Source organism: Prescottella equi (assembly GCF_020171745.1).
In the GTDB taxonomy this organism is placed as follows: Bacteria; Actinomycetota; Actinomycetes; order Mycobacteriales; family Mycobacteriaceae; genus Prescottella; species Prescottella equi_A.
Window position 1 is genome coordinate 71,608 of record NZ_JAIVAH010000009.1, and the last position, 23,799, is coordinate 95,406.

Below are 23,799 nucleotides of genomic sequence, written 5' to 3' on the forward strand. Positions count from 1 at the left end.
ATCATGGCCACCACGGCACTTCACGAGCACGCGACGCATCGATCGGCCGAGCAGACACGGCACCTGCTCACCGCCGCCGCGAGCGTCGGTCCGCTGTTCTACATCTCGTCCACGGTGCAGGCACTGACCCGGGACGGCTTCGACCTTCGCATCCACCCCCTCAGCCAGCTGGCGACGGGCGACCTCGGCTGGATTCAGGCGGTCACCTTCGTACTGGCGGGACTGGGTGTGCTCGCCCTCGCTGTCGCGCACCACCGCATCGTGACCGACGGTGTCGGTTCACGTGTCGTGCCGGTGTTCCTCGGCATCTTCGGGGCGGGGTTCGTCGTTGCCGGCTGCTTCCCGATGGACCCGCAGAACGGATTCCCGATCGGGGCACCGGCAGGTGCGGCGGACATGTCGTGGCACGCCGTCGTCCACTCGGCCGCAGCGGCCCTGTCGTTCCTCGCACTCGCGGCGGCGTGCATCGCACTGCTGGTCCGCTCGCTCCGCGCGCGACGCCGATGGGCTGCAGTGGGCCACGGGATCACCGCCGTGGTCTTGCTGCTGCCGATGTCCCCGGAGTCCGGCATCCAGATCGCGGCGACCGGGCTGGTCGCATTCACGTGGGTCACGGCGTATTCGCTCGAACTGCGCCGCGAGCTGTGAAACACATAGGCTGCCAAAGAGAACGAGCTACGGAGGAGAGCGATGAAGTTTCTGCTGCTCAGCTATACCCCCGCGGATGCGTGGGACGCCGATACCGCCGATGTCCCCAGCGATGACGCCCTGGCCGCGTTCGCCGCCTACCAGAAGTTCGAGGCCGAGCTTCGCGAAACAGGTGAGTTCGTCCTGAGCGAGGGCCTGGGCCACCCTGTGGTGTCGACGACTGTCCGGAAGACGGATGCGGGAGTCGTTGCCACGGACGGCCCCTTCGCCGAACTGAAGGAGGTGCTCGCAAGCTTCGCGATCATCGACTGCTCGAGCCTCGAGCGTGCGCGCGACATCGTCGCCCGAATGGTCGAAGTCCTCGGCGAGCCGATGGAGATCCGACCGATCATGGGTGACGACTTCGCCTGATGGAGCACCCGGCCCCCGCAGCGCGAACTGGGGAGCGGCGCATCGAGGACGTGCTGCGCGCCGAAGCGCCGCACGTGCTCGGCGCGCTGGTGCGCCGCTTCGGCAGATTCGAACCGGCTGAGGATGCCGTGCAGGAAGCTCTTCTCGCCGCGAGTCGCACCTGGCGACAGGACTCGATACCGGACGAACCTCGGAGCTGGCTCATCCGCGTCGGCTACCGAAAGATGGTCGATCTCATCCGGTCCGAGCAGGCAACCCTTCGTCGCGAGGAGCAGGTCGCGTCCAGCAACGCCGTACTCGTCGACCCCGACCGGACCGGGCCCGTCCTTCACGATCGTGATGACAGCCTGCACCTGCTGTTCCTGTGCTGTCACCCGGCACTCAGCGAAACCTCACAGGTCGTATTGACCTTGCGGGCGGTCGGCGGCCTGACCACGGCGGAGATCGCCCACGCCTACGGCGCCACCGAATCCACGACGGGAACGCGGGTCAGTCGGGCCAAGCAGACGTTGAGGAAGGCGGGAGCCCGCTTCGAGATCGCCGCCGACGCGGATGTCGCGCAACGTACTTCAGCCGTCATGCGCGTGCTCTACCTCATCTTCAACGAGGGCTACACCGCCACAGCAGGCGACGAACTCACCCGGGCCGATCTCACCGTCGAAGCGATCCGTCTGACGCGGATGCTGTGCGATCTACTGCCCGACGACCCCGAGGCCTCCGGGCTGCTCGCCCTGATGCTGCTCACCGATGCCCGTCGGTCCGCCCGCACCGGCACGGACGACGAACTCGTCACCCTCACCGACCAGGACCGCACACGGTGGGACGAGCGACAGATCGCAGAGGGCAGCCGACTGATCGAACAGGCCTGGGCGCGCAATCGTGTGGGGCCGTACCAACTCCAAGCCGCCATCGCCGCAACCCATGCAGACGCGAAGACCGCGGCCGACACGGACTGGCCCCAGATCGCAGCACTGTATCTGTGGCTCGAGCGGCTACACCCCACGACGCCGGTCCGCCTCAGTCGAGTCGTCGCCGTCGCACACGCCTTCGGCCCACGTCGCGGCATCGCACTTCTCGACGAGTTCGATCGCGTCCACGGGCTCACCGACGATCCTCTTGTCGCACAACGCGCCCACGCGGTTCGCGCACATCTGCTCGATCTACTGGGTGACACGAACCACGCCCGGGAACAGTTCCGCGCGGCCGCCGAGCTCACCTCCAACGAGATCGAACGCCGCTATCTGCAGCGCCGCGCCGGCGGACACGACAACGAGCACGACTGAAACGCCGTCGTCACCCGCCGCGAGGTCGGCGGGTCTCTTTGGCCCGCAGGGCGAGCCCGGCCGCGAGGGAGGCCACAGCGGCGGTCGTCAGCACCAGGGGGCTCATCGACCAGCCCCCGACATGGGTGGCGACGAACGCGACGGTCGGCGGTCCCACGATCGAGCCGATGTTCGACATCTGCACCACGAGGCCGTTGACCGGGCCGATCTCGCGCGGTCCGCGGGCGGCCGAGGGCACGGCGGCGAACACGGCGGCCGGCAGGAGACCGCCGAGGAGCGCGAAAGCGATTGCGGCGCCGTAGGACAGCCCGAACGGCGCCCAGCCGGCGTAGACGACGACTGCGGCCAGGCCCATCGACGTCGCGGCCACCGCGATCAGCGTGCCGGGGCGCACGCCCCGGTGCAGCAACACGCCGGAGCCGACGTTGCCGACGATGTTCCCGAGGACGACCAGGGCCGTGAGCACCGCGGCCGAGGTGTCCGCCCAGCCGCCGGACGCGTACATCGTGGGCAGGAACCCGATCACCGCGAGGTACTGCAGCGAGTAGGTGCCGAACGCGACGGCCAGCAGCACAGCGGCCGGATTACGCCGGACGGGAGACGGTTTCGCGCCGCCCGATGCGGTCGAGACCGCAGCCACGTGAGGCACCACCGCCACCACCAGGGCCGCGCACGCGAGCAGCAGTCCGGCGTTGACCGCCCACAGTCCGCGCCAGCCGACCGCGTCGATCACCCACGGGCCCAGCAGGATCGCCGCGAACTGTCCGAGTGGCATATAGATGCCCCACAGCCCCAGCGCGAAGCGGCGGTGTCGATCCCCGGCCGCCGCCGTGATGGTGGCGGGCGCCGACACCGCGACGCCCATGAAGCCGAGTCCCTCGAGGACCCGGGAGAACAGCAGCGCCGATGTACCCGGGCCGACCGCACCGAGCCCGGCGCCCGCCGCGAGGGCGAGCAGCGCGAGGGCCAGCATCCGGCGCCGACCCAACCTGTCGACGAATCCGCCTGCGGCACTGCCCAGCAGCGCACCCACGAACGTGTACGACGACAGCAGCACACCCGCCGCGGTCAGGCTCATCCCGAGGTCGTCGCGCACGGTCGGCAGCGCCACGATGACCTTGCCGACCTGGCTGGCGGCGAGCACACCGGCGAGCAGCGCGACCGCGACGACACTCCACGAAGACGCGACCGGGGCCGCCGGCGTCTGCCGTGCGGCCCCGGTCGTGGAGACCTGCTCAGCCACCGATGGTGGCGTCCGCGTTCCGGTCGGCCGGGACGGTGAGCGACGGATCGGCGGCGGCCGCGATGGCCTCCTCGAACTCGCGCTGTCCCACCTGCGAGCCGAGCACGAGGGCGAGGCGGGCGAGGAAGCCCTCGCGGTCGTTCTCGCCGACCTGGTCGAGGGCGTCGGACAGGCCCATCCACACGTTCTCGCGGCGCAGTTCGGCCGGGTCGATGGCCGGTCCGCTGTCGACGGCGGCGCTGGCACCGGCCGGGGCGTCGCCCAGGCTCAGGTGGCGGGCGACGTCCTCGATGCGTCCGACACCGTCGATGCGGCACAGCAGCAGGCCGTCGGGACGGATCACGAAGACCTCACCGTCGCGGGCGCCGAGTGCGGACGCGACACCACCGTCGGCATCGGGCACGACCGAGACGGACGCGTCGGAAGTGTCGCTGCCGATCAGGATGGCGCGCACCGACTCCGGCGCGAGCGCACCGGCAAGGGTCGCGGTCGCGGCGGCGAGGGCGGCGGCATCGACGTTCACGCCGAGGACCGCGAAACCGGTGCCGCGCAACTTGTTGAGCGACGTCTCGGTGCCGTCGGCGGTCACCACGCGACGGTCGTCGACCGGGTCGCCCGCGGCGACGCCCGCGACGTCGGCCGGGGTCGGCCACGTGATCGGCGAGATCCGCGAGTTGGTGGCGCTGGACTGACGCGGGTTGATGAGGTGGCTGAACTCGGGGCGGTTGACCGCCAGCGCGAGGATCGCGTCACGGGTCGTCAGGTAGCCGTGGCTGCCGGGCGACATGATGAGCGTGCTCTTGCCGGCGTTCGCGACGTTCTGCCGCCACGCGTCGTGACGCTCCACCGAGTACGCCTGCAGCAGTTCGACACCGGCGTTGCCCTGGATCACGGCGGCCAGCTGCCACGCGAGGGTCTCGGCGTCCTCCATGCCCGAGTTCAGGCCGCGGACACCGAAGATCGGCACCAGGTGGGCGGCGTCGCCGGCGAACAGCAGGCGGCCGTGCGTGAAGTCCTCGAGCGCGAGGGCACGGGCGCTGTAGAAGCCGTGCCACTCGAGCGTCCACGGCAGGTCGTTCTGCAACCACTCCAGGTGCCGCGTGATGCGGTCCCGGATGCGGTCCTCCTGCGTCTCGACCTCGGCGTCCTCGGACGGGTCGAGCTGGTAGTCGATGCGCCAGATGTCCTTGGGCTGCTTGTGCATGATGATCGTCGAGCCGGGGTTGCTCGGCGGATCGAACCAGACCATGCGCTCGGCCGGCAGCTCCGACTCCCAGTGGATGTCGGCGATGACGTAGCGACCGTCGTAGTTGTTGCCCTGCAGACGCAGTCCGGCCAGCTCGCGCATGCGGCTGCGACCACCGTCGGCGGCCACGACCCAGCGGGCGCGCAGGTGGCGCTTGCCGTCGGCGCACTCGACCTCGAGGGTGACCTCGTCGTCGGAGCGCAGCACGCCGGCGATGCTCGCGGACCAGTGCAGCGTGATGAGCGGGTTCGCCTCGATCGTGTCGACCATGATCTGCTCGAACTCCGACTGGGAGACGTTGATCATGGGCGGGCGCACGTCGTGGTCGGCGTTGCGCATCTGGAAGTGCAGGACCTGCTGGTCACGGTAGAAGCTGCGGCCACCGACCCACGGCAGCACGATCTTCTCGAGCTCGGCGCCGAAGCCGAGGCGCGCGGCGGCCTCGAGGCTGTGGCGGGAGATGCAGATCGCGCGGCTGCCGAACGACACCTGGTCGGCGGCCTCGATGATCGTGACGGGGATGCCGCGCTGCGCGAGTCCGAGCGCGACGGCCATGCCGACGGGGCCGGCGCCGACGATGACGACGGGCAGCGTCTCGTCGGTGGCCGTCATCGACTCGAACGCCGAGGGGGCGTACTTCTTGGGCTGGTAGTAGGTCGACACTGACTTACTCCGCTTCCTGCTCGATCGGACGGGAGGGCTTGGTACCGGGAACCTTCAGCACGAGGATGCTGGCGAGGCTGATCAGCGCGATCAGCACGAAGTACCCGGTGATCGCGAGCGACGTCTCGAAGCTCGCGTACAGCGCGGTGGCGATGATCGGGGCGAGGCCGCCGCCGAGGATGGCGCCGATCTGGTAGCCGAGGGAGGCACCCGAGTAGCGGATCGCGGGCGGGAACAGCTCCGCGAACAGCGCGGACTGCGGGCCGGCGCAGCAGCCGAGGGTGAAGCCGAGGCCGATCATCGCGAGGACCATGACGGGCAGGACGGCGGTGTCCATGAGCGGGAAGAACACGGCGGCGGCGATTACCAGGGCGATCGAGCTGCGCACGTAGACCGGACGACGTCCCATCGTGTCGGACTTCCACGCACTGAACGCCATGCCAGCCATCCAGAACGGGCACGAGCCGATCAGCAGGAACAGCATCGTGGTCTTGCTGAAGCCGAGTTCCTTCTCGCCGTACTTGAGGACGTAGACCATGTACGCGTAGGCGATGCCGTTGGTGGCGATGAACGTGCCACCGGCCAGCAGGACCGTCTTCCAGTGCTTGGTCAGGACCTCCATGATCGGCAGCTTGTTCGGCTGCTCCTGATCCTTGGACTCCTTGAACTCGCTGCTCTCCTCGAGGCCGAGTCGGATCCACATCGCGACCAGCACGAGGACGGCGCTGAGAAGGAACGGGATGCGCCAGCCCCACGCCTTGAACGTCTCGTCGCTCATGAACGCGGTGAGCGGCAGGTAGACGAGGTTCGCGACGAGGACGCCCGCCGGGACGCCGATCTGCGGCGCCGCACCGTAGAGGCCCTTGCGGCCCTCGGGCGCGTTCTCGGTGGCGACGAGCACCGCGCCACCCCATTCGCCGCCCACACCGAGGCCCTGGATGAAGCGCAGCGTCACCAGCAGGATCGGGGCGAAGACACCGATCGCCTCGTAGTTGGGGAGCACACCGATGCCGACGGTCGCGAAGCCCATGAGCAGCAGCGAGATGACGAGCATCGACTTGCGGCCGACGCGGTCACCGAAGTGGCCCATGACGACGCCACCGATGGGGCGCGCGATGAAGCCGACGGCGAGGGTCGCGAACGACGCCAGCGTGCCGGCGAGGTCCGAGGAGTTCGGGAAGAACTGGTGACCGAGCACGAGCGCGGCGGCGGTGCCGTAGATGAAGAAGTCGTACCACTCGATCGCGGTGCCGACGAAGCTGCCCAGCGCGGCCTTGCGGGCCTTGCGGTGCAACTCCTGCGGCGGGGCCGCAGCCATGGTTGCCGTCATGGTTCGGGTGCCTTTCAACTCTGGAGGCGCGCAGGGAAGAGCCCACCTGCACGCATGCCGACGAAGCGGCCTGCAGGACATCTTGACCTGGATCACATCGCGTGAAAAGCGCAAGAAAACGGGGTGAATGTGCAGAAATTCTGAGGTTTGTCACTCAGATGGGACGCACGCCCGGGTAGCGGACTCGCCACCGTTGAATCCTGCCTTGTTCCGGACCGATTGTCCCGTGTGAGAGTGGCTACACCGATGCCGTCTCAGTGGGCTGCGACATCCCCGGCGGCATCGTCGGTCTCCCCGTCGACAGCGAAGTCGACGAATGCGCGCGCGGTCCGGCTCAGGAGCGCATCCTGCGACCAGGCGAGAAGGATGTCGACCTCGGGCACCGGCGGCTCCACCTCCGGCCGCACGACGACGCCGAGCCCCTCGTACGTGACGTCGAGCTGCGGCCGCTGGATCAGCAGGGTCCAGCCGAAGCCGCGGCCGACCAGCGCGCGGGCGGTCTCGAAGTTCTTGGGACGAAACCGCACATGCGGTGTGAATCCGGCGCGGCTGCACATCTGCAGCGCGTGGAACGAGCTGGGCGGGGCGTCGAGCAGCACCATCGGTTCGTCGGCGAGTTCGGCGAGTTCGACGACCGGGGCGTCGGCGAGGCGGTGGTCGGCGGGCAGCAGGATCGCGGGCTGCCGGGTGTCCATCCGGGCGCGCCGCAGTTCCGGGGACAGGTCGAGGTCGTAGACGATCGCGAGGTCCAGTTCGCCCGATATCAGCCGCTGCTCGAGCCGGTCCTGGGTGTCCTCGACGAAGTCGACCGTGATCCGCGGGTGCAGCTGGTTGAACTCGTACAGCAGCCGGGGCAGCAGCGTCGGGCCGAGCGACGAGTAACAGCCGATCGCGAGCGGACCGGTGAGGACGCCCGCGGCGCCGGACGCCTCGGCGGCCAGGTCCCCGGCCTGCTCGAGCAGCGCCTTCGCGCGGGTCAGCACCCGTTCGCCGGTGGGTGTCAGCTGGACGCCGTGGGCGCGGCGGCGCACGCACAGCTGCGACTTGAGCCCGCGTTCGAGTTCGGTGATCGCGAGGGAGACCGCGGACTGCGAGACGTGCAGTCGGTCCGCCGCGGCCCGGATGGTTCCGGTCTCGGCGACGGCGACGAAAACGAACAGCTGACGCATCGTGTACGCCGGCGGCCTTGCCGAGCTGACCATGGTTACCTCCGGGCATCGATTCTCGCACGGGTTCCACAAACCCCGGCCGAGGGGAATACTCGCCAGTAGCTTTGTGGATAGGTTCTTCGATCGCTCTCTTCGAGGAGGCGGATCATGGTGGCACCGACCCAGGTGACGGAAGAACAGGCCCGAGCGGTCGCCGAGGAGGCGCGGGAGAGCGGCTGGGACAAGCCGTCCTTCGCCAAGGAATTGTTCCTCGGCCGATTCCCGCTCGACCTCGTCCATCCCTTCCCCCGGCCCGACGCCGACGAGGCGGCACGCACCGACGCGTTCGTCGCCGAACTCGAGCGCTACTGCCGCGGCCTGGACGGGTCGGTGATCGAACGGGACGCCCGCATCCCCGACGACTACGTCGCGGGTCTGGCCGAACTCGGCTGCTTCGGACTCAAGGTGCCGGTCGAGTACGGCGGGCTCGGCCTGTCCCAGGTCGCCTACAACCGCGCGCTCATGGTGGTGTCGTCGGTCCACCCGAGCCTGGGCGCGCTGCTGTCCGCGCACCAGTCCATCGGGGTGCCGGAACCACTGAAGCTGGCCGGCACCGACGAGCAGAAGAAGAAGTTCCTGCCGCGCTGCGCGAAGGGCGCGATCTCGGCGTTCCTGCTCACCGAACCCGACGTCGGGTCCGACCCGGCCCGGCTGGCCTCCACCGCCGTCCCCACCGAGGACGGCTCCGCGTACATCCTCGACGGCGTCAAGCTGTGGACCACCAACGGTGTCGTGGCCGAGCTGCTGGTGGTGATGGCGCGGGTGCCGCACCGGGAGGGCAAGCGCGGCGGGATCAGCGCGTTCGTGGTGGAGGCGGACTCCCCCGGCATCACCGTCGAACGCCGCAACGCGTTCATGGGTCTGCGCGGGATCGAGAACGGCGTCACCCGGCTGAACCAGGTACGGGTACCGGCCGAGAACCTCGTCGGACGCGAGGGTGACGGCCTCAAGATCGCGTTGACCACGCTCAACGCCGGGCGGCTGGCGATTCCGGCGATGTGTGCGGCGGCCGGGAAGTGGTCGCTCAAGATCGCGCGCGAATGGTCCGCCGAGCGGGTGCAGTGGGGCCGGCCCGTCGGCGAGCACGGCGCGGTCGAGGCCAAGATCTCGTTCATCGCGGCCACCACGTACGCGCTCGAGGCGGTGCTCGACCTGGCCGGCCGGATGGCCGACGAGGGTCGCAACGACATCCGCATCGAGGCCGCGCTGGCCAAGCTGTGGTCCAGCGAGATGGCCTGGCAGATCGCCGACGACCTGGTGCAGATCCGCGGCGGACGCGGCTACGAGACTGCGGCGTCGCTCGCGGCCCGCGGTGAACGCGCGGTGCCCGTCGAGCAGTTGCTGCGCGATCTGCGGATCAACCGGATCTTCGAGGGCTCGAGCGAGATCATGCGACTGCTCATCGCGCGTGAGGCCGTCGACGCGCACTTGGCGGCGGCGGGCGACCTGGCCGATCCCAAAGCCGACATGCAACACAAGGCGAAGGCGGCCCTCGGGGCCGGCGGCTTCTACGCCCGCTGGCTGCCGCACCTGGTCTCCGGCAAGGGCCAGCTACCCACCTCGTACGGCGAATTCGGTTCACTGGCAACGCATCTACGATTCGTCGAACGGAACGCGCGCAAGCTTGCCCGGTCCACGTTCTACGGGATGGCGCGCTGGCAGGCGGGCATGGAGAAGCACCAGTCGTTCCTCGGGCGCATCGTCGACATCGGAGCCGAGCTGTTCGCGATGTCGGCGGCCTGCGTGCGCGCGGACATGGAGCACGCGGAGGACCCGGTCCGCGGCGAGGCCGCCGTCGACCTCGCCGATGCTTTCTGCAAGCAGTCGAGGCTGCGGATCGACCGGCTGTTCGCGGCGCTGTGGGAGAACACCGACGACACCGACCACCGAATCAGCCGCGGCGTTCTCGGCGGCGAGTACACGTGGCTCGAGGACGGGGTTTTCGATCCGTCGGAGGGCACCGGGCCGTGGATCGCGTCCTGGGCGCCCGGACCGTCGACGGAGGAGAACGTGGCGCGCAGGTTCCCGACCACGACCGCTGAGGGAGCTACGACCTAGCGGGCGTTCAACGCTGCCCTGACATACGAAAGCGCCTCTTTCGCAGGAATTCCGAGCAGGTGCGCGGTCTCCGCGTAGGCGACGGCAGATCTCTGCGCGCGCATTCGCGGATGCGTGCCCACTTCGGCGATCCGCGTGCCCTGCCGTCCCGACGTCGTGATGATCCCGAGTTCCCGCAACTCCCCGTAGCTGCGGGCCACCGTCGTCGGCGAAACATCCAGCCGGGCAGCCAGTCCGCGCACTGTCGGCAGCAGAGCGCCCGCCGGCAGCGCGCCGTCGTGCACGCCGGCGACCACCTGGTCGCGCAGTTGCGCGTGGATGGGTACGGGCAATGACGGGTCGATAGAGAGGTTCATAGCCCTTCTTCGTGCGGTTCCGAGGTCGGTCTCGGTCCGGACCGGCCGTGCCCGATTCTATGGCTCCGACATCGGCTACGCCCGAACAGATTCGTCCGTCGGGCGTACACTTTTGCGCCAGAGATGCACTTTTGTGCCATCGATCGACCGCGGCGGGAGTGACTGTCGCGCATCGACTTCAGTTTCGCGCCAGGGGACTGCACGGTTGCGCCTGGCGCCCGACGCCCGGCGCGGACCTGGGTACCGTCGACGTCGCGTGCCGCCCACTCGCCGGCACGCCCACACACACCAGTCGAATCTTCGATACCAGCGGCCGAATTCGGCTGGCCGGCAACCCTTCGGCGAGAGCGTCGAGAGGATTCCGGGGGGCAGTGTTTCGAGCACATCGACTCTGCGGTGCGAGATCTCGATCGTGTTGGCTCACAAAGCCCTTGAAAGGAGTCGAGTTTGTCCACTCGCACACACAGACGGTGGGGCCGTCGAAGGCGCACGGCGTCCGGACCCCTGACTGCGACGGTCGTACTCTCGCTGACCGCTGCGGTGGTCGGGATCGGTGCGCCCGCCGCATCGGCCCAGCCCGCGGCAGCCCCCGCCGCATCGGGATCCGCTTTCGCCTGCGACGCCTACGGATACCTGTTCCAGAGCACTGCGGGCGGCGCCGGGCCCAACTCGGTCACCAAGATCGACTTGGCGACGGGACAGTCGATCCCGTCCGGCACCACACGCGTCCCGGTCAACGCGATCGGCTACAACACCCTCGACAACTACATGTATGGCTGGGACACCAGCCGACAGTTGCTGGTACGAGTGGCAGCCGACAACTCCGTGACGGACATCGGGGTTCCGCAGGGCGTGCAGGTCCGCTCGTACAACGCGGGCGACTTCGACGACCGCGGACACTACTGGCTGACCGACGGCACCGCAGGCAGCCCGTGGTACGAGATCGACCTGGCGCCGGGATCATCGACCTTCGGCAAGGTGCTCTCGTCCGGAACGATGCAGGGCCTGAACGGCATCCAGTACCCGTCAGACTTGACCTGGGTGAACGGCGCCCTGCACGGCGTCTCGACGACGACGGGTGCCCCCTCCGCGGCGGCACACCTGGTTCGACTCGACCCTGCGAGCGGCAAGATGGTCGACCTGGGTCCGCTCGCCGGCACTGACAGCAATGTCGGGTACGGCGCCACCTACGCGGACTCGAAGGGCTATCTGTACGCACTGAACAATCCGACCGGCAAGATCTACCGGATCGATCCCGTCACCAGGAAGACGATCCTTGCGGCGAACGGACCGGCATCGAGCCTCAACGACGGCGCCCGGTGCGCCACCGCGTCGATCCCGACCGTGACGGTCACCAAGACAGTCGACCGACGTGTCGCCGACGGCGACCAGTTCACGGTCGGTCTGGTGAACACTGCCGGCACGACGTTGACGTCGGCGACCACCACCGGCACGTCCGTATCGGCGTCGACGACCGACTGGCCCGTGAGCCAGGGCGCGACCTACACGATCACCGACGGCATGGCGCCCGGTTCGGTGAGCGGCCTGTCCGACTACTCGCCCTCCATCTCGTGTGTGGACGACACGACGGGACAGCCGGTCCAGGTCACGGGGAGCGGCCCCGGCTGGAAGCTGACCGTGACCGAGCAGCACGATTACGCGTGCAACGTCGTCAACACCGGACAGATCCCGTCGCTGGGTGTGAAGAAGTCCTCGACGACGACCGAGATCACCGAAGTGGGCCAGAAGGTTCCATTCGCGTTCGAAGTGACGAACACCGGCACCGTGCCGATGACGGACATCGCGGTGACCGACAAGCAGGCGGCGCCCGCGAAGGACGAGAACCTGAGCGCGATCTCTTGCCCGGAAACCGCATTGGCACCGGGCGCTTCCACTACCTGCACCGCGGAATACACCGTCGCACAAGCCGATTTCGACCACGGATCGATCGCGGACACCGCGACCGCCTCAGGCAAGACCCCTGCGGGCGAGTCGATCGAGAGCCCGGAGTCGGACGTCGAGATCGGAGTCACGGGAAAGGCTCCGGCGCTCGCGCTCGTGAAGTCGTCGTCGACGACCGAGATCACCGAGGCCGGTCAGAAGGTGCCGTTCTCGTTCGAGGTCACGAACACCGGCAATGTCACGGTGACCGAGATCGTGGTCACTGACACACAGGTCGCGCCCGCCGAGGACGAGAATCTCAGCGCGATCAGCTGCCCGGAGACCGCACTCGCACCCGGCGCTTCCACCACCTGCACTGCGGAGTACACCGTCTCGCAGGCCGACTTCGACAACGGGTCGATCGCGGACATCGCAACCGCCACCGGCCAATCTCCCGACGGTGATCCGATCCAGAGCCCCGAGTCGGGCTTCGAGGTCGGCGTTTCCGGCGCCGATCCGTCGCTGGCCGTCGTGAAGTCGTCGACCGTCACCGACATCACCGAGGTGGGCCAGAAGGTGCCCTACACCTTCAAGGTCGTCAACACCGGCAACGTCACCATCAGTGACATCGCGGTCTCGGACGAGCAGGTCGCACCCGCACGGAACGAAAACCTGAGCCCGATCTCGTGCCCGGCCACCACCCTCGCACCGGGCTCCTCGACGGACTGCACCGCCGAATACACCGTCTCCCAAGCCGACTTCGACAACGGGTCCGTCAAGGACATCGCAACCGCCACCGGCACGAGCCCCCAAGGCGAGTCGATCACGAGTCCCCAGGCCGAGAAGGAGATCGGCGCGACCGGCATCGACCCGTCGCTCGCCGTCGTGAAGTCGTCGACCGTCACCGACATCACCGAGGTGGGCCAGAAGGTGCCCTACACCTTCAAGGTCGTCAACACCGGCAACGTCACCATCAGTGACATCGCGGTCTCGGACGAGCAGGTCGCACCCGCACGGAACGAAAACCTGAGCCCGATCTCGTGCCCGGACACCACCCTCGCACCGGGCTCCTCGACGGACTGCACCGCCGAATACACCGTCTCCCAAGCCGACTTCGACAACGGGTCCGTCAAGGACATCGCAACCGCCACCGGCACGAGCCCACAGGGAGAGTCGGTCGAGAGCCCGGAGTCGGGCATCGAGGTCGGTGTCACCGGTGCCGTGGCGCAGCTGTCCGTGGTGAAGTCGTCGTCCGCGACGGCGATCAACGAGGTAGGCCAGAAGATTCCGTACACCTTCGACGTGGTCAACACCGGCAACGTGACGATCGACGACGTCAAGATCGTCGACGTCCAGTCGGCACCGGCCTCAGACGACAACATGAGCCCGATCTCGTGCCCGGACACCACCCTGGCACCGGGACAGTCGACGGCGTGCACCGCGGAGTACACCGTCTCGCAGGCGGACTTCGACCACGGCTCCGTCAAGGATGCGGCGAAGGCGACGGGTGAGTCTCCGAGCGGGGAGCCGATCGAGAGCGTTCCTTCGGAGAAGGAGATCGTCACCTCCGGCGCGAACCCCGAACTCACGGTGGTGAAGTCGTCGTCGGCGACGTCGCTGGGCAAGTCGGGCACCACGGTCCCGTACACCTTCGACGTGGTCAACACCGGCAACGTGACGATCGACGACGTCAAGATCGTCGACGTCCAGTCGGCACCGGCCTCAGACGACAACATGAGCCCGATCTCGTGCCCGGACACCACCCTGGCACCGGGACAGTCGATGGCATGCACCGCGGAGTACACCGTCTCGGACGCGGACGTGAAGTTCGGCGCCGTCACCGACGTCGCCACCGCGACCGGCCAGACGGTCACCGGCGATCCGATCGAGAGCCTGCCGTCGGAGAAGACCATCAAGAAGCAGGGCTTCACCGGCAGCATTCCGGGTGTCGGTTCGCTGGCCCTGGGGTCCCTCGGCCTCGGCTCGCTGGGACTCGGCTCGCTGGCACTGGGCTCGCTCGACCTGCCCACCGGATCGGCCGGCTCCACTCACGGATCCTCGAACGGCTCCGACGGCGGCTCGACCGGCACCCATGTCGAGCAGCCGAACCAGCCCGGCAACGGCAACGGCAACGGCAACGGCAACGGCAACGGCAACGGTGACAACGCCGGCCAGCACACCGGCACCGGCAACGGCCAGTCGGGCACCCAGTCCGGCAACAGCCAGTCCGGAAACTCCACCGCACAGGGCGCACGCATCGACTCCGGTGCAGGCGCAGGTGAATCCGGCATCGACACCGGATTCCTCGCCGCAGGCGGCGTGGCTCTCGTGGCCGCACTCGCCGTCGGCGGAACGATCCTCGCCCGACGTCGTAACGGCGCGGAGTGACCGTGACCGTCTGACGGACAACTGAACACGAAGAGCCGGACCGCAGTGGGGATCGCGGTCCGGCTCTTCGAGCTCGGTACGAAGGACCGCCGATTGCGGCGAGTTGTCACACGAGAGCAGGCAGCGAGGCCCAGAAGTCGCGCAGTTGCGCCGGGCTCATACCGTGTTTCTCCTTGATCGCGAGCCGCAGATAGGCCATCGACGGTGCACCACAGCGGTGCGCGATCTCCGTCAACGTCAGATGGGCGTACTCGACCTCACGCAACAGGATCTCGGCCTGCTCCACCCGTCGACTACGGATCTCCCGGGAGATCGACGTCGAATGTGATTCGAAGGCCCGGTGCAGGCTCCGCAGGGAGACGCCGAGTCGCTTCGCGAGCGACGGTGCGTTGAGATCCGGGTCGTGGAACTCGCCGGCGATCACCCGGATTGCCTCCCGATGCAGGGAGAACGGCGAATCGGCGATCGGGGCGTCGGCGTCGTGCGGCACCGACTGGCCGAGTAGATCCAGCACGGCCGTCTCGGCGTCGGCGGTGGTCCCCTCATCGAGGGTGGTCGACGGAAGACACAGCCAGTCGCACAGGGCGTGGAGCATCCACAACGGCAGTTCTGTCATGCGGTATCGGCAGCCAGACGGTTCCGGAAGTTCATGCACGGCATGGAAATCCAGCGGCATCCCGACGATCGCGAGATCGACCGGCGAGTAGGTGCTGAGCGTTCCCCGCGCGTGCTCGACGAACGTGTACATGCCGCCGCGGGGGGCGCGCCCGGGCGACCGGCCCCAACCGAGGTAGGCACCGGTGGTGAGCGGAACGAGAATGTAGGCGTATCCGGGACGTCGGACCTCGAAGTCGGCATGGGTTTGCCCGGGCACGACGATTCGGCTGATAGTCGTCCTGGCCAACGGAATCGAGACACCGCTCACGGAGAAATCCGTGACACGGGAAGTGACGTGGACCGAGTCCGAGAACTCGCAGATCGCCTCCGTACTGTCCACTTTCCATTCGTAGATCACCCAAGCCTCCCTCACCATCCACGCAGCGCCACTCGGAGTGACGCGGGCGCGAGTGCGGCCGGGAGTTCTCTACGACGGTATCCAGCTACAGCCGAGCACGACCGTTTGCATCGGACCACCGAAATACCGTCACATGCACTCGGTTTCGTTGTCGATGACTCGCTCGGCACCATGTGCAGCTCCGGTCCCCGACCGGTCGCCCCGAAGTGAGGTTAATGATCTTGTTCGTTACGCTACTGGGCGAAATGGGTGAAAGATCGGGGTGAAAACGAGAGTGTCGGGGGACGAGTCAGCGGGTGGCGGGCATCCGCTCGCGGTCGCGGAGCACATTGCCGCGACCCTGACGGCAGCAGTCGACAATGCGGATTGGAAGCAGGTCGCCCGGATTATTCGGGAACACTGGATAGTCCTGACCTACTCCCATTGGCAGCTCGGTCGCGAGGCTGTCCGCGCCCTGCCGGATTCGTACGCGTCCGCGGACCCGGTCATCCGCGCTGCCGAGGCGTTCTTCCTGGAACTGGGGACGGGCCACGCGGAGGTGCCGGATGTCGTACCGGTAGGCGAGGAGGAACTCGACGCTCTGGGGCGGTCCAATCACGCGTTCGACGTGCTCGTGGTGGGAACGACGCGGATCATCATCCACCGGATCAGCGGGCAGTACAGCGCCGCGAGCGAGTTGTCCGAGCGTCTTCGACGAATCGCGGCGATTGCCGCACGGGGGCCCCAGACGGCATCGGCCAAGGCGGCCCTCCCCTATCTCCGGCTGCAGTGGGCCATCACCAAGCAGCTGGTCGGCGAGCTCGACGAGTCGACCGACGAGTTCCGCTTGGCCTATCGCGGCGGCGAAGGGATGGGCATCGATTTCCTGACCCGAAACACGGCCGGATGCCTGGCCTTGAACAACATCGTCGCCGGCGACGTTCACAAGGCACTCGAGTGGTTGAAAATCGAAGAAAGATACGACAATTCGTCGCACTGGGCCGAAGATCGGGTACGAGTGAGCGGGCGGATCGCGCGCGCGCTCGTTTGCCTCGAGCGTGCCGACACCGCTGGAGCGCGCGAATCCCTCACTGAGCTCGGCGAGATCAGCGACAGTGAGGAACTGTGGGCGTTCGCGGCCCATGCGCACTGCCGACTGGCCCTCCTGTCCGACAACGCCGCGGAGGGGATCGATCGTCTCGCCCGCGCGATCTCGATTCACAAGTTATGGTACCGCGAGGAGACGCTCGGCTACCAACTCCTGACGGACTCGGCAGCGGAGTTGCACTGCGCGCTCGGCAACGGCACCGCGGCGCTCGCTGTTGCGGCGTCCGCTCCGCCGCAGTTGCAGCGGTTGGTCAGGGCGCGTGTCGCACTACTCGCCGGCGACCCCTCGTCCGCTCTGTCCGAGGCGTCGACGCTGTTGTCGAGCACTGGTGTGAGTCCGCGGTTCACGCTCGACGCGCTGATGATCACGATCTCGTCCGCGGTTGCGACCGCTCGGCACGAACTCGCGTCCGAGTATCTGAGTCGGGCGCTGAGTCTGGCCGAACTGACAGGGGCGATCCGCCCCTTCCTCACCCTCACCCAGGAATCGCTGGACTGGATCGCCGCGGCCGGTCTCGAGACGGAGCTGACCGTGTCGGGGTTCGACCCGACGACCGGACCACGGTTGTTCAGCGAACGTGTGACCACCGTGCGGCTGACTCAGCGGGAACTCGAGGTACTCCGCGAACTCGCGAGTGGGCGAACGATGACGATGATCTCCGTGCGGATGTTCGTGTCCATGAATACGGTCAAATCCCAGATTCGCAGTGTCTACCGCAAACTCGGCGTGCATTCTCGGGCCGAGGCGATCGAGACCGCAGTTCGTCTGCGGCTGCTCTAGCGGGTTCACCCGATGAGTTTCGAGTCCGCGCCGGGTCTGTCTTTGCAAGAGCCGCTTTCGCGAGCCGCTCACGGGCCCGGCGGTACAGACGATCACGAGGGGAGACCCTGTGGCACAAAGGATGAGAACGATCGAGGCGAACGGCGTCACCCTCGGGGTGGAGCACTTCGGGGACCCCACCGCACCGCTGATTCTGCTCGTGGGCGGCGCCACCATGCTCTCGTGGCCTGACGCCCTGTGTGCCGCTCTCGCCCGCGGCGGGCACCACGTAGTGCGGTACGACCTGCGCGATTGCGGGGCGTCGACGACCGTCGACCCCGAGTCTCCGGACTACACGTTGCGCGATCTGGCGTCGGACGCCGCGGCGCTCGCCCACGAACTCGACGCGCGGCCGGCGCATCTGGCGGGCATCGGTGTCGGCGGAATGGTGGCCCAGGTCGCGGCGCTCGATCATGCGGACGCTTTCGGCGCGCTCACGCTCGTCGGAACGCGGCCGGTCGCTCCCGGGCCGGTCGACAACGATCTGCCCGACCATGACAACGCGACCATGGACCGGTTGTTCTCACGGCGGAAGCCGGACTGGTCCGACCGCGCCGACGTGGCGGAGTTCGCCGCCGCCGGCGCCGAGATCCTCGGTGACGACCCCGCCGCGGCGCGCGTGACCGCCGAACGCATCTGGGACCGCACGCCGAGCACCGAGCCCGCGATCCAGATGGCGAGCCATCTGAGAATGGTGTTCTCCAAGCTCGACTGCGGACCGCGCTGGCGCGAACGTCTGCCCGAGCTCACGATCCCGGCACTGGTGGTGCACGGCAGTCACGACCCCTTCTTTCCCGTCGGCAACGGCGAAGCGTGCGCACGGGAGATCCCCGGGGCCCGGCTACTCGTGATGGAAGATGCAGCGACCGCGATTCCCGATGCAGCCACCGATGAGGTGGCGACGGCGATGCTCTCTCTGAGGCGGTGATCCCGAATCAGTGCGCTGCGTTCTTCTTCCGCTTCGGAATCAGGTGCGCAATCAGAACGACGATCGCGCCCAGGATCAGTCCGACGACGGCGGACGCCACCGTGCCCGCGGTCCACGACAGGACGCCGCCGAAGCCGCCGTGCACGAGTTCGCCGAACCAGTGTTCGAGGTCGTGCAGACGATCGGCCGGCCAGTGGAATCCGGCCTCGCCGACGTTGACGATCAGGATGTGGCCGCCGACCCACAGCATCGCGGCGATACCGACGACAGTGAGCACCGCCATCACCTTCGGCATCGCGGCCACCAGGCCGCGGCCGATCTTCTGACTGACGGTCGATTTGCGCTGCGCGAGCGCGAGGCCCACGTCGTCCATCTTCACGATCACGGCGACGACGCCGTACACCAGAATGGTGATGAGGATCGCGACGACGATCAGGACCATCAGTCGGGTGAGGAACGGTTCGTCCTCGACCGACGACAGCGCGATCACCATGATCTCGGCGGACAGGATCAGGTCGGTGCGGATCGCACTGCTGACCATCGTCTTCTCGCGCTCCGGCCCATCCTGCGCGGCCGCCGCGTCCTCGTCCTCGTGATGACCGCCGGTGAGCGCCTCGTAGACCTTCTCGGCGCCCTCGTAGCAGAGGAACAGGCCACCGGCGATCAGGAGATAGGGCAGGGCCTGCGGCAGGAACTGGCTGAGGATCATCGCCACCGGCAAGATGATCAGGAGCTTGTTGCGGATCGACCCGGTCGCGATCTTGCGGATGATCGGCAGTTCCCGCTTCGGCGAGAAGCCGTGCACGTAGCGGGGCGTGACGGCGGTGTCGTCCACGACCACTCCGGCCGCCTTGATGCTCGCCTTGCCGGCTGCGGCACTGACGTCGTCGATGGATGCCGCGGCCGCTTTCGCGATCGCTGCGACGTCGTCCAACAGGGCGACGAGACCACCAGCCACGAGAACCTCCCACTTTCGAATGTGTCGAGCCGGATGTGCTGAGCCGGTCGAACGACAAGACGTCGCGGCCCGACACGAAACTTACCGAACCAGTGTCGGTACCGTCGCGCACACTGGACGCCGTGAGAACGGTGCTCGTACCCGACAGCGACGGTGCCACGTTGATCCGGACCGACGAGTCCGGTCAGGCACTGCGCGATCCGCTGCGTGTCCGGGACGTGGCGGCCGCGGTCCGCGAGATCGAGGCCGCCGAGCGGCCACGCTGGGTGTGGGAGGACACCGCGCGGGTGTATCAGCCCCTGCTCGCGGCGGGGGTGCGGGTGGAGCGCTGTCACGATCTGGCGCTCACCGGCGCGCTGCTCGAGACGCGTGCGGGACGGTACGTCCCCGTGGCCGAGACCCCGCTCGACGACCGACTCGGACTGTTCGACGCGGTGCCGTGGACGGCACCCGACGTTCTCGTCGAGCGACACCGGCGGCAGGTCGAGGCGATCGAGGGCGATCCGCGGCTACGCCTGCTGGTGGCCGCCGAGTCCGCGGGCGGGCTCGCGGCCGCCGAGATGAGCCACGACGGGCTGCCGTTCTCCACCGACGCGCACCTGGCGCTGCTCGCCGACGCACTGGGCCCGCGCACCCGCGACGACATGCTGCCCGCGCGCCTGCACGAGGTGGCCGACGAGGTGTCGGCGGCGTTCGGGCGTCAGGTCAATCCGGCGTCGCAGCCCGAAGTGGTCGCGGCGTTCACGCGCGAGGGCATCGAACTGGCCTCGACCCGCAAGTGGCTGCTGCGCGAGATCGACCACCCGGCCGTCGAACCGCTGCTGCGCTACCGCGATCTGGCGAAGCTGCACAGCACCAACGGCTGGACGTGGCTGGACGCGTGGGTGCGCGGCAACCGGTTCCGGCCGGTGTACGTGCCGGGCGGGGTGGTGTCCGGACGCTGGGCCAGTCGCGGCGGCGGCGCACTGCAGATCCCGAAGGCGTTGCGCACGAGCGTGATCGCCGATCGGGGGCACACGTTCGTGATCGCCGACGCCGGGCAGCTCGAGCCGCGCATCCTCGCGGCGATGTCCGGCGATCCGCGGATGACGGCCGCCGCCGGCGCCGACGACCTCTACGCGCTCGTCGCGGCCGAGGCGTTCGGCGGCGACCGGGCCAAGGCCAAGATCGCGATCCTCGGTGTCCTCTACGGCGCCACCGCGGGCGAGGCCCGGGCTCTCCTGACGCTGCTGCGCAGGCGTTTTCCCACCGCGGTCCAGCTGGTCGAGGATGCGGCCCGCGCCGGTGAGCGTGGCGAGGTGGTGCACTCGTGGCTGGGCCGCGCGTGCCCGCCGCCGTCGGATTCGTGGTGGTCGAACGGCGACTCGCACGCCCGCGGCCGGTTCACCCGCAACTTCGTCGTGCAGGCCACCGCCTCCGAGTGGGCGCTGTGCCTGCTGGCCGACCTACGACGACGCCTGGCCGCCTCGCCCGGCGACGGCGAACTGGTGTTCTTCCAGCACGACGAGGTGATGGTGCACACCCGCCGGCCCGACGCGGCGGCCGCGCACGTCCTCGCGTCGGCAGCGGCGGCGACGCGACTGCTGTTCGGCGACACCGCCGTCCGTTTCCCGATGGACGTCGAGATCCGGGAGTGCTACGCGGAGCCGGGGTCGTCCGGATGACGGTCGGCACCGCCGTGGGACACCGTCCGCGGTTCTGCCGCCCCTCCGCGGATGGTGCTGTGCTGCACCGGAACGAACCGCTTCTTCGGAAGCAGGAACAGCCACGTGGCGAACACGAAGGGCGCCGTGCCCACCGGTAGCGAGATCGGCGAGAACGCCGACAGCAGTGCGGCGTGCACGACGACCGTCACCAGCACCCCGAAGATCGTGTAGGTCAGCACCCGCCACGACGGGTCGTAGAACACCGAACCGAGCGCGATCGCGGTGAGGACCGCGCTGAGCCCGTACAGCCCGTTGCCGATCGCCGTGGCGTCGGCGCCGAGCGCGAGTACCGTCACGGTCGCGACGGCCGATCCGATCAGCGCGAACAGTGCCGCCCAGCGCGACGCGATCAGCAGGGCGACGACGAAGACGATCCCCGTCACGGTGTCGTTGATCAGGAAGATCTGGGACACGTTCCGGAACAGCGTGTTCCACAGATATCCGACAGTGATGTCCACGTGCGCGGCGGCGTTCCCGATCGGCTGGGGGAACTGCGCCGCGGCCAGCGGTGACGTCCGGATGTGCAGGAATTGGAACGCGGCCAGCACGAGAAACCACATCACCAGGTTGAAAGGGAACGTCAGTGCCGGCACACCCCAGGTCTTGAACACGTTGGCGACCGCCATGAACGCGACGGTCGAGGCGGCCGCCCCGACCACCAGGTACACCCAAAGCAGGGCGCCGCCGGCCAGGAAGGTGGGGATCGCGGCACCGACGAGGATGCCGTTGTACCCGTACAGTCCGGCGCGCATCGACGCATCGTCCGAGTTCAGCAGCATGCCGGTGACCGTCGCGACGACCAGGCCCACCACCGCACCGATCGCCACCGAGAGCGAACCGGTGGCGATCGCACCCCAGAAGATTCCGGCCAGGAACAGCAGGCCGGTGGCCGCGTTGCCCTGGAACATGACCTGACCGGCACCCTCGAGATTGGTGTCCACGAAACGGACCACCGAGTGTCGTGCTGCCGCACGATTCCAGGTCGCGCCGATCGAGGACATCGCGGTCAACCCCACAGCGGCACAGGGGGAATGGGCGCATCCAGCACGGCTCGACGAACCAGTGCCCAGAACTCGCGCACCTGCGCACGCACCGGCGCGCTCTCTTGCCCGAGCACCTTGTAGATCAGGCCGGCGTCGTTCGGCAGCCGGTTCGCGCCGACGAACACCGAGTTCCGTCGACCCGGGACGATCCGGTCCAGGACCGCATCCGCGTGGTCCGTCGGGGTGAGCAGCACGACGTTGGCGAGCACGTCGTGGTCCCGCATGGCTCCGGCCAGGCGCACCGGTCGACCGTGCGGTTCGATCAGCAACTTCTCGGCGAAGAGCGCGTCCCCGCCGGGATGTCTCGCGGTGACGGCGTTGGAGTACACGTCGTACTCGAACAGTTCGCCGCCGGCGTGATACTTGCGGCCGGGCATCACGATCTCGGAGAACAGGAGCGTCGCCGTCGGATCGATCGTGATGTCGGTGCGCGCGACGTAGCGGGCGTGCCGGTGCGGGATCGTCATGCCCGGCATCAGTTCCAGGTACGAGTGTTCCGCCAACGTCACGGTCTGCATCTGGGACGCGAAGTTGGCGTCCATCTCGTGCACCTTCGTTGCCGACTGCGTCGTCACGTGCGCCGTCGCCCCGGGTCCCATCGCGATATCGATGTAGAGCCGGTCCCCCTGCAGCACACACCCGGTGGTGGAAATCATGTAGACACAGGGCATCCCGGGCAGCGCCTCGTCCCAGTACAGCGCCTGCTGCACCAGCAGCGGGGTCTTGCGGTACAGGTGCGCCAGGATCGACCGTCCGCCGCGATCCTCGAAACGCATGTCGAGGATCCCGGTCTTGCCGATCCGTCCCGACGGCGCCTGCCGAGGCTCGTCCTGGTACGGAACCAGCTCCGGGACCGGTGGGACCGGCCGTACCCTCATGTCGCGGCCGCCTCCGTCCGGCCCGGGCTGTCGAACAGGACGCCGTGCACGATCTGCTCCACCACGTCCGGAATCCCCTCACCGGTCATACAGTTGGTGAAGATGAACGGCTTTCCGTTCCGCATCAGCGCCGAATCGTGTGCCATCACCTCGAGATCCGCGTGCACGTACGGGGCCAGGTCGGTCTTGTTGATCACCAGGATGTCCGACTGCGAGATGCCGGGACCGTTCTTGCGCGGGATCTTGTCGCCGGCCGCGACATCGATGACGTAGATGAAGTAGTCCACCAGCGCCGGGCTGAACGTGAGGGTCAGGTTGTCGCCGCCACTCTCGATGAACACCACGTCGGTGCCGGGGAACATCCGTTCCATGTCCTCGACGGCCGCGAGGTTCATGCTGGGGTCCTCGCGGACCGCCGTGTGCGGGCAGGCGCCGGTCTCGACGCCGACGATCCGCTCCTCGACGAGGACGCCCTTGAGTGCACGACGGACGTGCTTGGCGTCCTCGGTGGTGACCACGTCGTTGGTGATCACCAGGACGCTCGTCCCGCGGTCGATGAACTCGGGGGTGATCGCCTCGATGAGGGCCGTCTTTCCCGATCCCACCGGACCGCCGATCCCGATGCGCGTGGTCTTCTTCATCGTCGTCCC

The 23,799-nt window shown here is 68.1% G+C and carries 18 protein-coding genes; 8 read left to right on the top strand and 10 right to left on the bottom strand.

Going from position 1 to position 23,799, the window contains the following annotated elements:
* Positions 1-3: 3 nt before the first annotated feature.
* From LCL87_RS07060 to LCL87_RS07070, 3 genes are read left to right on the top strand one after another with little or no spacing between them, the layout of a single operon-like run.
* Complete coding sequence (locus tag LCL87_RS07060; protein ID WP_225018101.1) at positions 4-648, top strand: DUF998 domain-containing protein; 645 nt, start codon at positions 4-6, stop codon at positions 646-648.
* A 42-nt stretch (positions 649-690) separates the two neighbouring features.
* Positions 691-1,059 (top strand): YciI family protein, encoded by a 369-nt coding sequence (locus LCL87_RS07065; RefSeq protein ID WP_225018104.1) that lies wholly within the window; start codon positions 691-693, stop codon positions 1,057-1,059.
* Complete coding sequence (locus LCL87_RS07070; protein WP_225018106.1) at positions 1,059-2,342, top strand: sigma-70 family RNA polymerase sigma factor; 1,284 nt, start codon at positions 1,059-1,061, stop codon at positions 2,340-2,342. The genes LCL87_RS07065 and LCL87_RS07070 overlap by 1 nt, the downstream gene beginning before the upstream one ends.
* Positions 2,343-2,352: 10 nt before the next feature.
* Here the strand turns inward: LCL87_RS07070 and LCL87_RS07075 are convergent, their stop codons facing one another.
* From LCL87_RS07075 to LCL87_RS07090, 4 genes are all read right to left on the bottom strand, one after another.
* The gene (locus tag LCL87_RS07075; protein ID WP_225018108.1) at positions 2,353-3,585 is read right to left on the bottom strand and encodes an MFS transporter; all 1,233 of its coding nucleotides are present in this window, start codon (positions 3,583-3,585) and stop codon (positions 2,353-2,355) included.
* Positions 3,578-5,494 (bottom strand): FAD-dependent monooxygenase, encoded by a 1,917-nt coding sequence (locus LCL87_RS07080; protein ID WP_225018110.1) that lies wholly within the window; start codon positions 5,492-5,494, stop codon positions 3,578-3,580. The genes LCL87_RS07075 and LCL87_RS07080 overlap by 8 nt, the downstream gene beginning before the upstream one ends.
* 4 nt (positions 5,495-5,498) lie before the next feature.
* Positions 5,499-6,824: an MFS transporter gene (locus LCL87_RS07085; RefSeq protein ID WP_225018112.1), complete on the bottom strand. Its 1,326-nt coding sequence runs from the start codon at positions 6,822-6,824 to the stop codon at positions 5,499-5,501.
* Between the two features lie 254 nt (positions 6,825-7,078).
* Entirely contained in the window at positions 7,079-8,026 is a 948-nt protein-coding gene (locus tag LCL87_RS07090) for a LysR substrate-binding domain-containing protein (RefSeq protein WP_225018114.1), read from the bottom strand.
* A gap of 114 nt (positions 8,027-8,140) precedes the next feature.
* Between LCL87_RS07090 and LCL87_RS07095 the strand changes: the two genes are divergently transcribed.
* Positions 8,141-10,090 (top strand): acyl-CoA dehydrogenase family protein, encoded by a 1,950-nt coding sequence (locus LCL87_RS07095; RefSeq protein WP_225018115.1) that lies wholly within the window; start codon positions 8,141-8,143, stop codon positions 10,088-10,090.
* On the opposite strand, the gene LCL87_RS07100 is transcribed toward LCL87_RS07095, so the two are convergent.
* Entirely contained in the window at positions 10,087-10,446 is a 360-nt protein-coding gene (locus LCL87_RS07100) for a GntR family transcriptional regulator (RefSeq protein ID WP_225018118.1), read from the bottom strand. The two genes, LCL87_RS07095 and LCL87_RS07100, sit on opposite strands and share 4 nt — an antisense overlap.
* A 447-nt stretch (positions 10,447-10,893) precedes the next feature.
* On the opposite strand from LCL87_RS07100, the gene LCL87_RS07105 reads away from it, so the two are divergent.
* Entirely contained in the window at positions 10,894-14,715 is a 3,822-nt protein-coding gene (locus LCL87_RS07105) for a CLIPPER-2 domain-containing protein (protein WP_225018131.1), read from the top strand.
* A 106-nt stretch (positions 14,716-14,821) separates the two neighbouring features.
* On the opposite strand, the gene LCL87_RS25790 is transcribed toward LCL87_RS07105, so the two are convergent.
* Positions 14,822-15,640, bottom strand: coding sequence for a helix-turn-helix transcriptional regulator (locus LCL87_RS25790; protein ID WP_225018133.1), 819 nt, complete (start codon positions 15,638-15,640; stop codon positions 14,822-14,824).
* A 364-nt stretch (positions 15,641-16,004) separates the two neighbouring features.
* Here LCL87_RS25790 and LCL87_RS25795 point away from each other — a divergent pair, with 364 nt between their 5' ends.
* On the top strand, positions 16,005-17,597 hold the full coding sequence (locus LCL87_RS25795) for a LuxR C-terminal-related transcriptional regulator (protein ID WP_225018135.1): 1,593 nt from the start codon (positions 16,005-16,007) through the stop codon (positions 17,595-17,597).
* A gap of 121 nt (positions 17,598-17,718) precedes the next feature.
* Positions 17,719-18,564, top strand: a complete 846-nt coding sequence (locus tag LCL87_RS07120) for an alpha/beta fold hydrolase (protein ID WP_225018137.1) — start codon at positions 17,719-17,721, stop codon at positions 18,562-18,564.
* A gap of 7 nt (positions 18,565-18,571) precedes the next feature.
* Here LCL87_RS07120 and LCL87_RS07125 read toward each other — a convergent pair whose 3' ends face one another.
* A complete protein-coding gene (locus LCL87_RS07125) occupies positions 18,572-19,522 on the bottom strand; it encodes a DUF808 domain-containing protein (RefSeq protein ID WP_225018139.1) in 951 nt (316 codons plus the stop codon).
* Positions 19,523-19,644: 122 nt separating this feature from the next.
* Here LCL87_RS07125 and LCL87_RS07130 point away from each other — a divergent pair, with 122 nt between their 5' ends.
* The gene (locus LCL87_RS07130) at positions 19,645-21,186 is read left to right on the top strand and encodes a bifunctional 3'-5' exonuclease/DNA polymerase (RefSeq protein WP_225018140.1); all 1,542 of its coding nucleotides are present in this window, start codon (positions 19,645-19,647) and stop codon (positions 21,184-21,186) included.
* Here the strand turns inward: LCL87_RS07130 and yut are convergent.
* The 3 genes from yut to ureG form a co-directional block, all read right to left on the bottom strand.
* Complete coding sequence (gene yut, locus LCL87_RS07135) at positions 21,159-22,169, bottom strand: urea transporter (RefSeq protein WP_510850706.1); 1,011 nt, start codon at positions 22,167-22,169, stop codon at positions 21,159-21,161. The two genes, LCL87_RS07130 and yut, sit on opposite strands and share 28 nt — an antisense overlap.
* Positions 22,170-22,234: 65 nt before the next feature.
* The gene (locus LCL87_RS07140; protein ID WP_225018144.1) at positions 22,235-23,149 is read right to left on the bottom strand and encodes an urease accessory protein UreD; all 915 of its coding nucleotides are present in this window, start codon (positions 23,147-23,149) and stop codon (positions 22,235-22,237) included.
* A complete protein-coding gene (gene ureG / locus LCL87_RS07145) occupies positions 23,146-23,790 on the bottom strand; it encodes an urease accessory protein UreG (protein WP_225018146.1) in 645 nt (214 codons plus the stop codon). Before ureG ends, LCL87_RS07140 begins: the two co-directional genes overlap by 4 nt.
* Positions 23,791-23,799 lie beyond the last annotated feature (9 nt).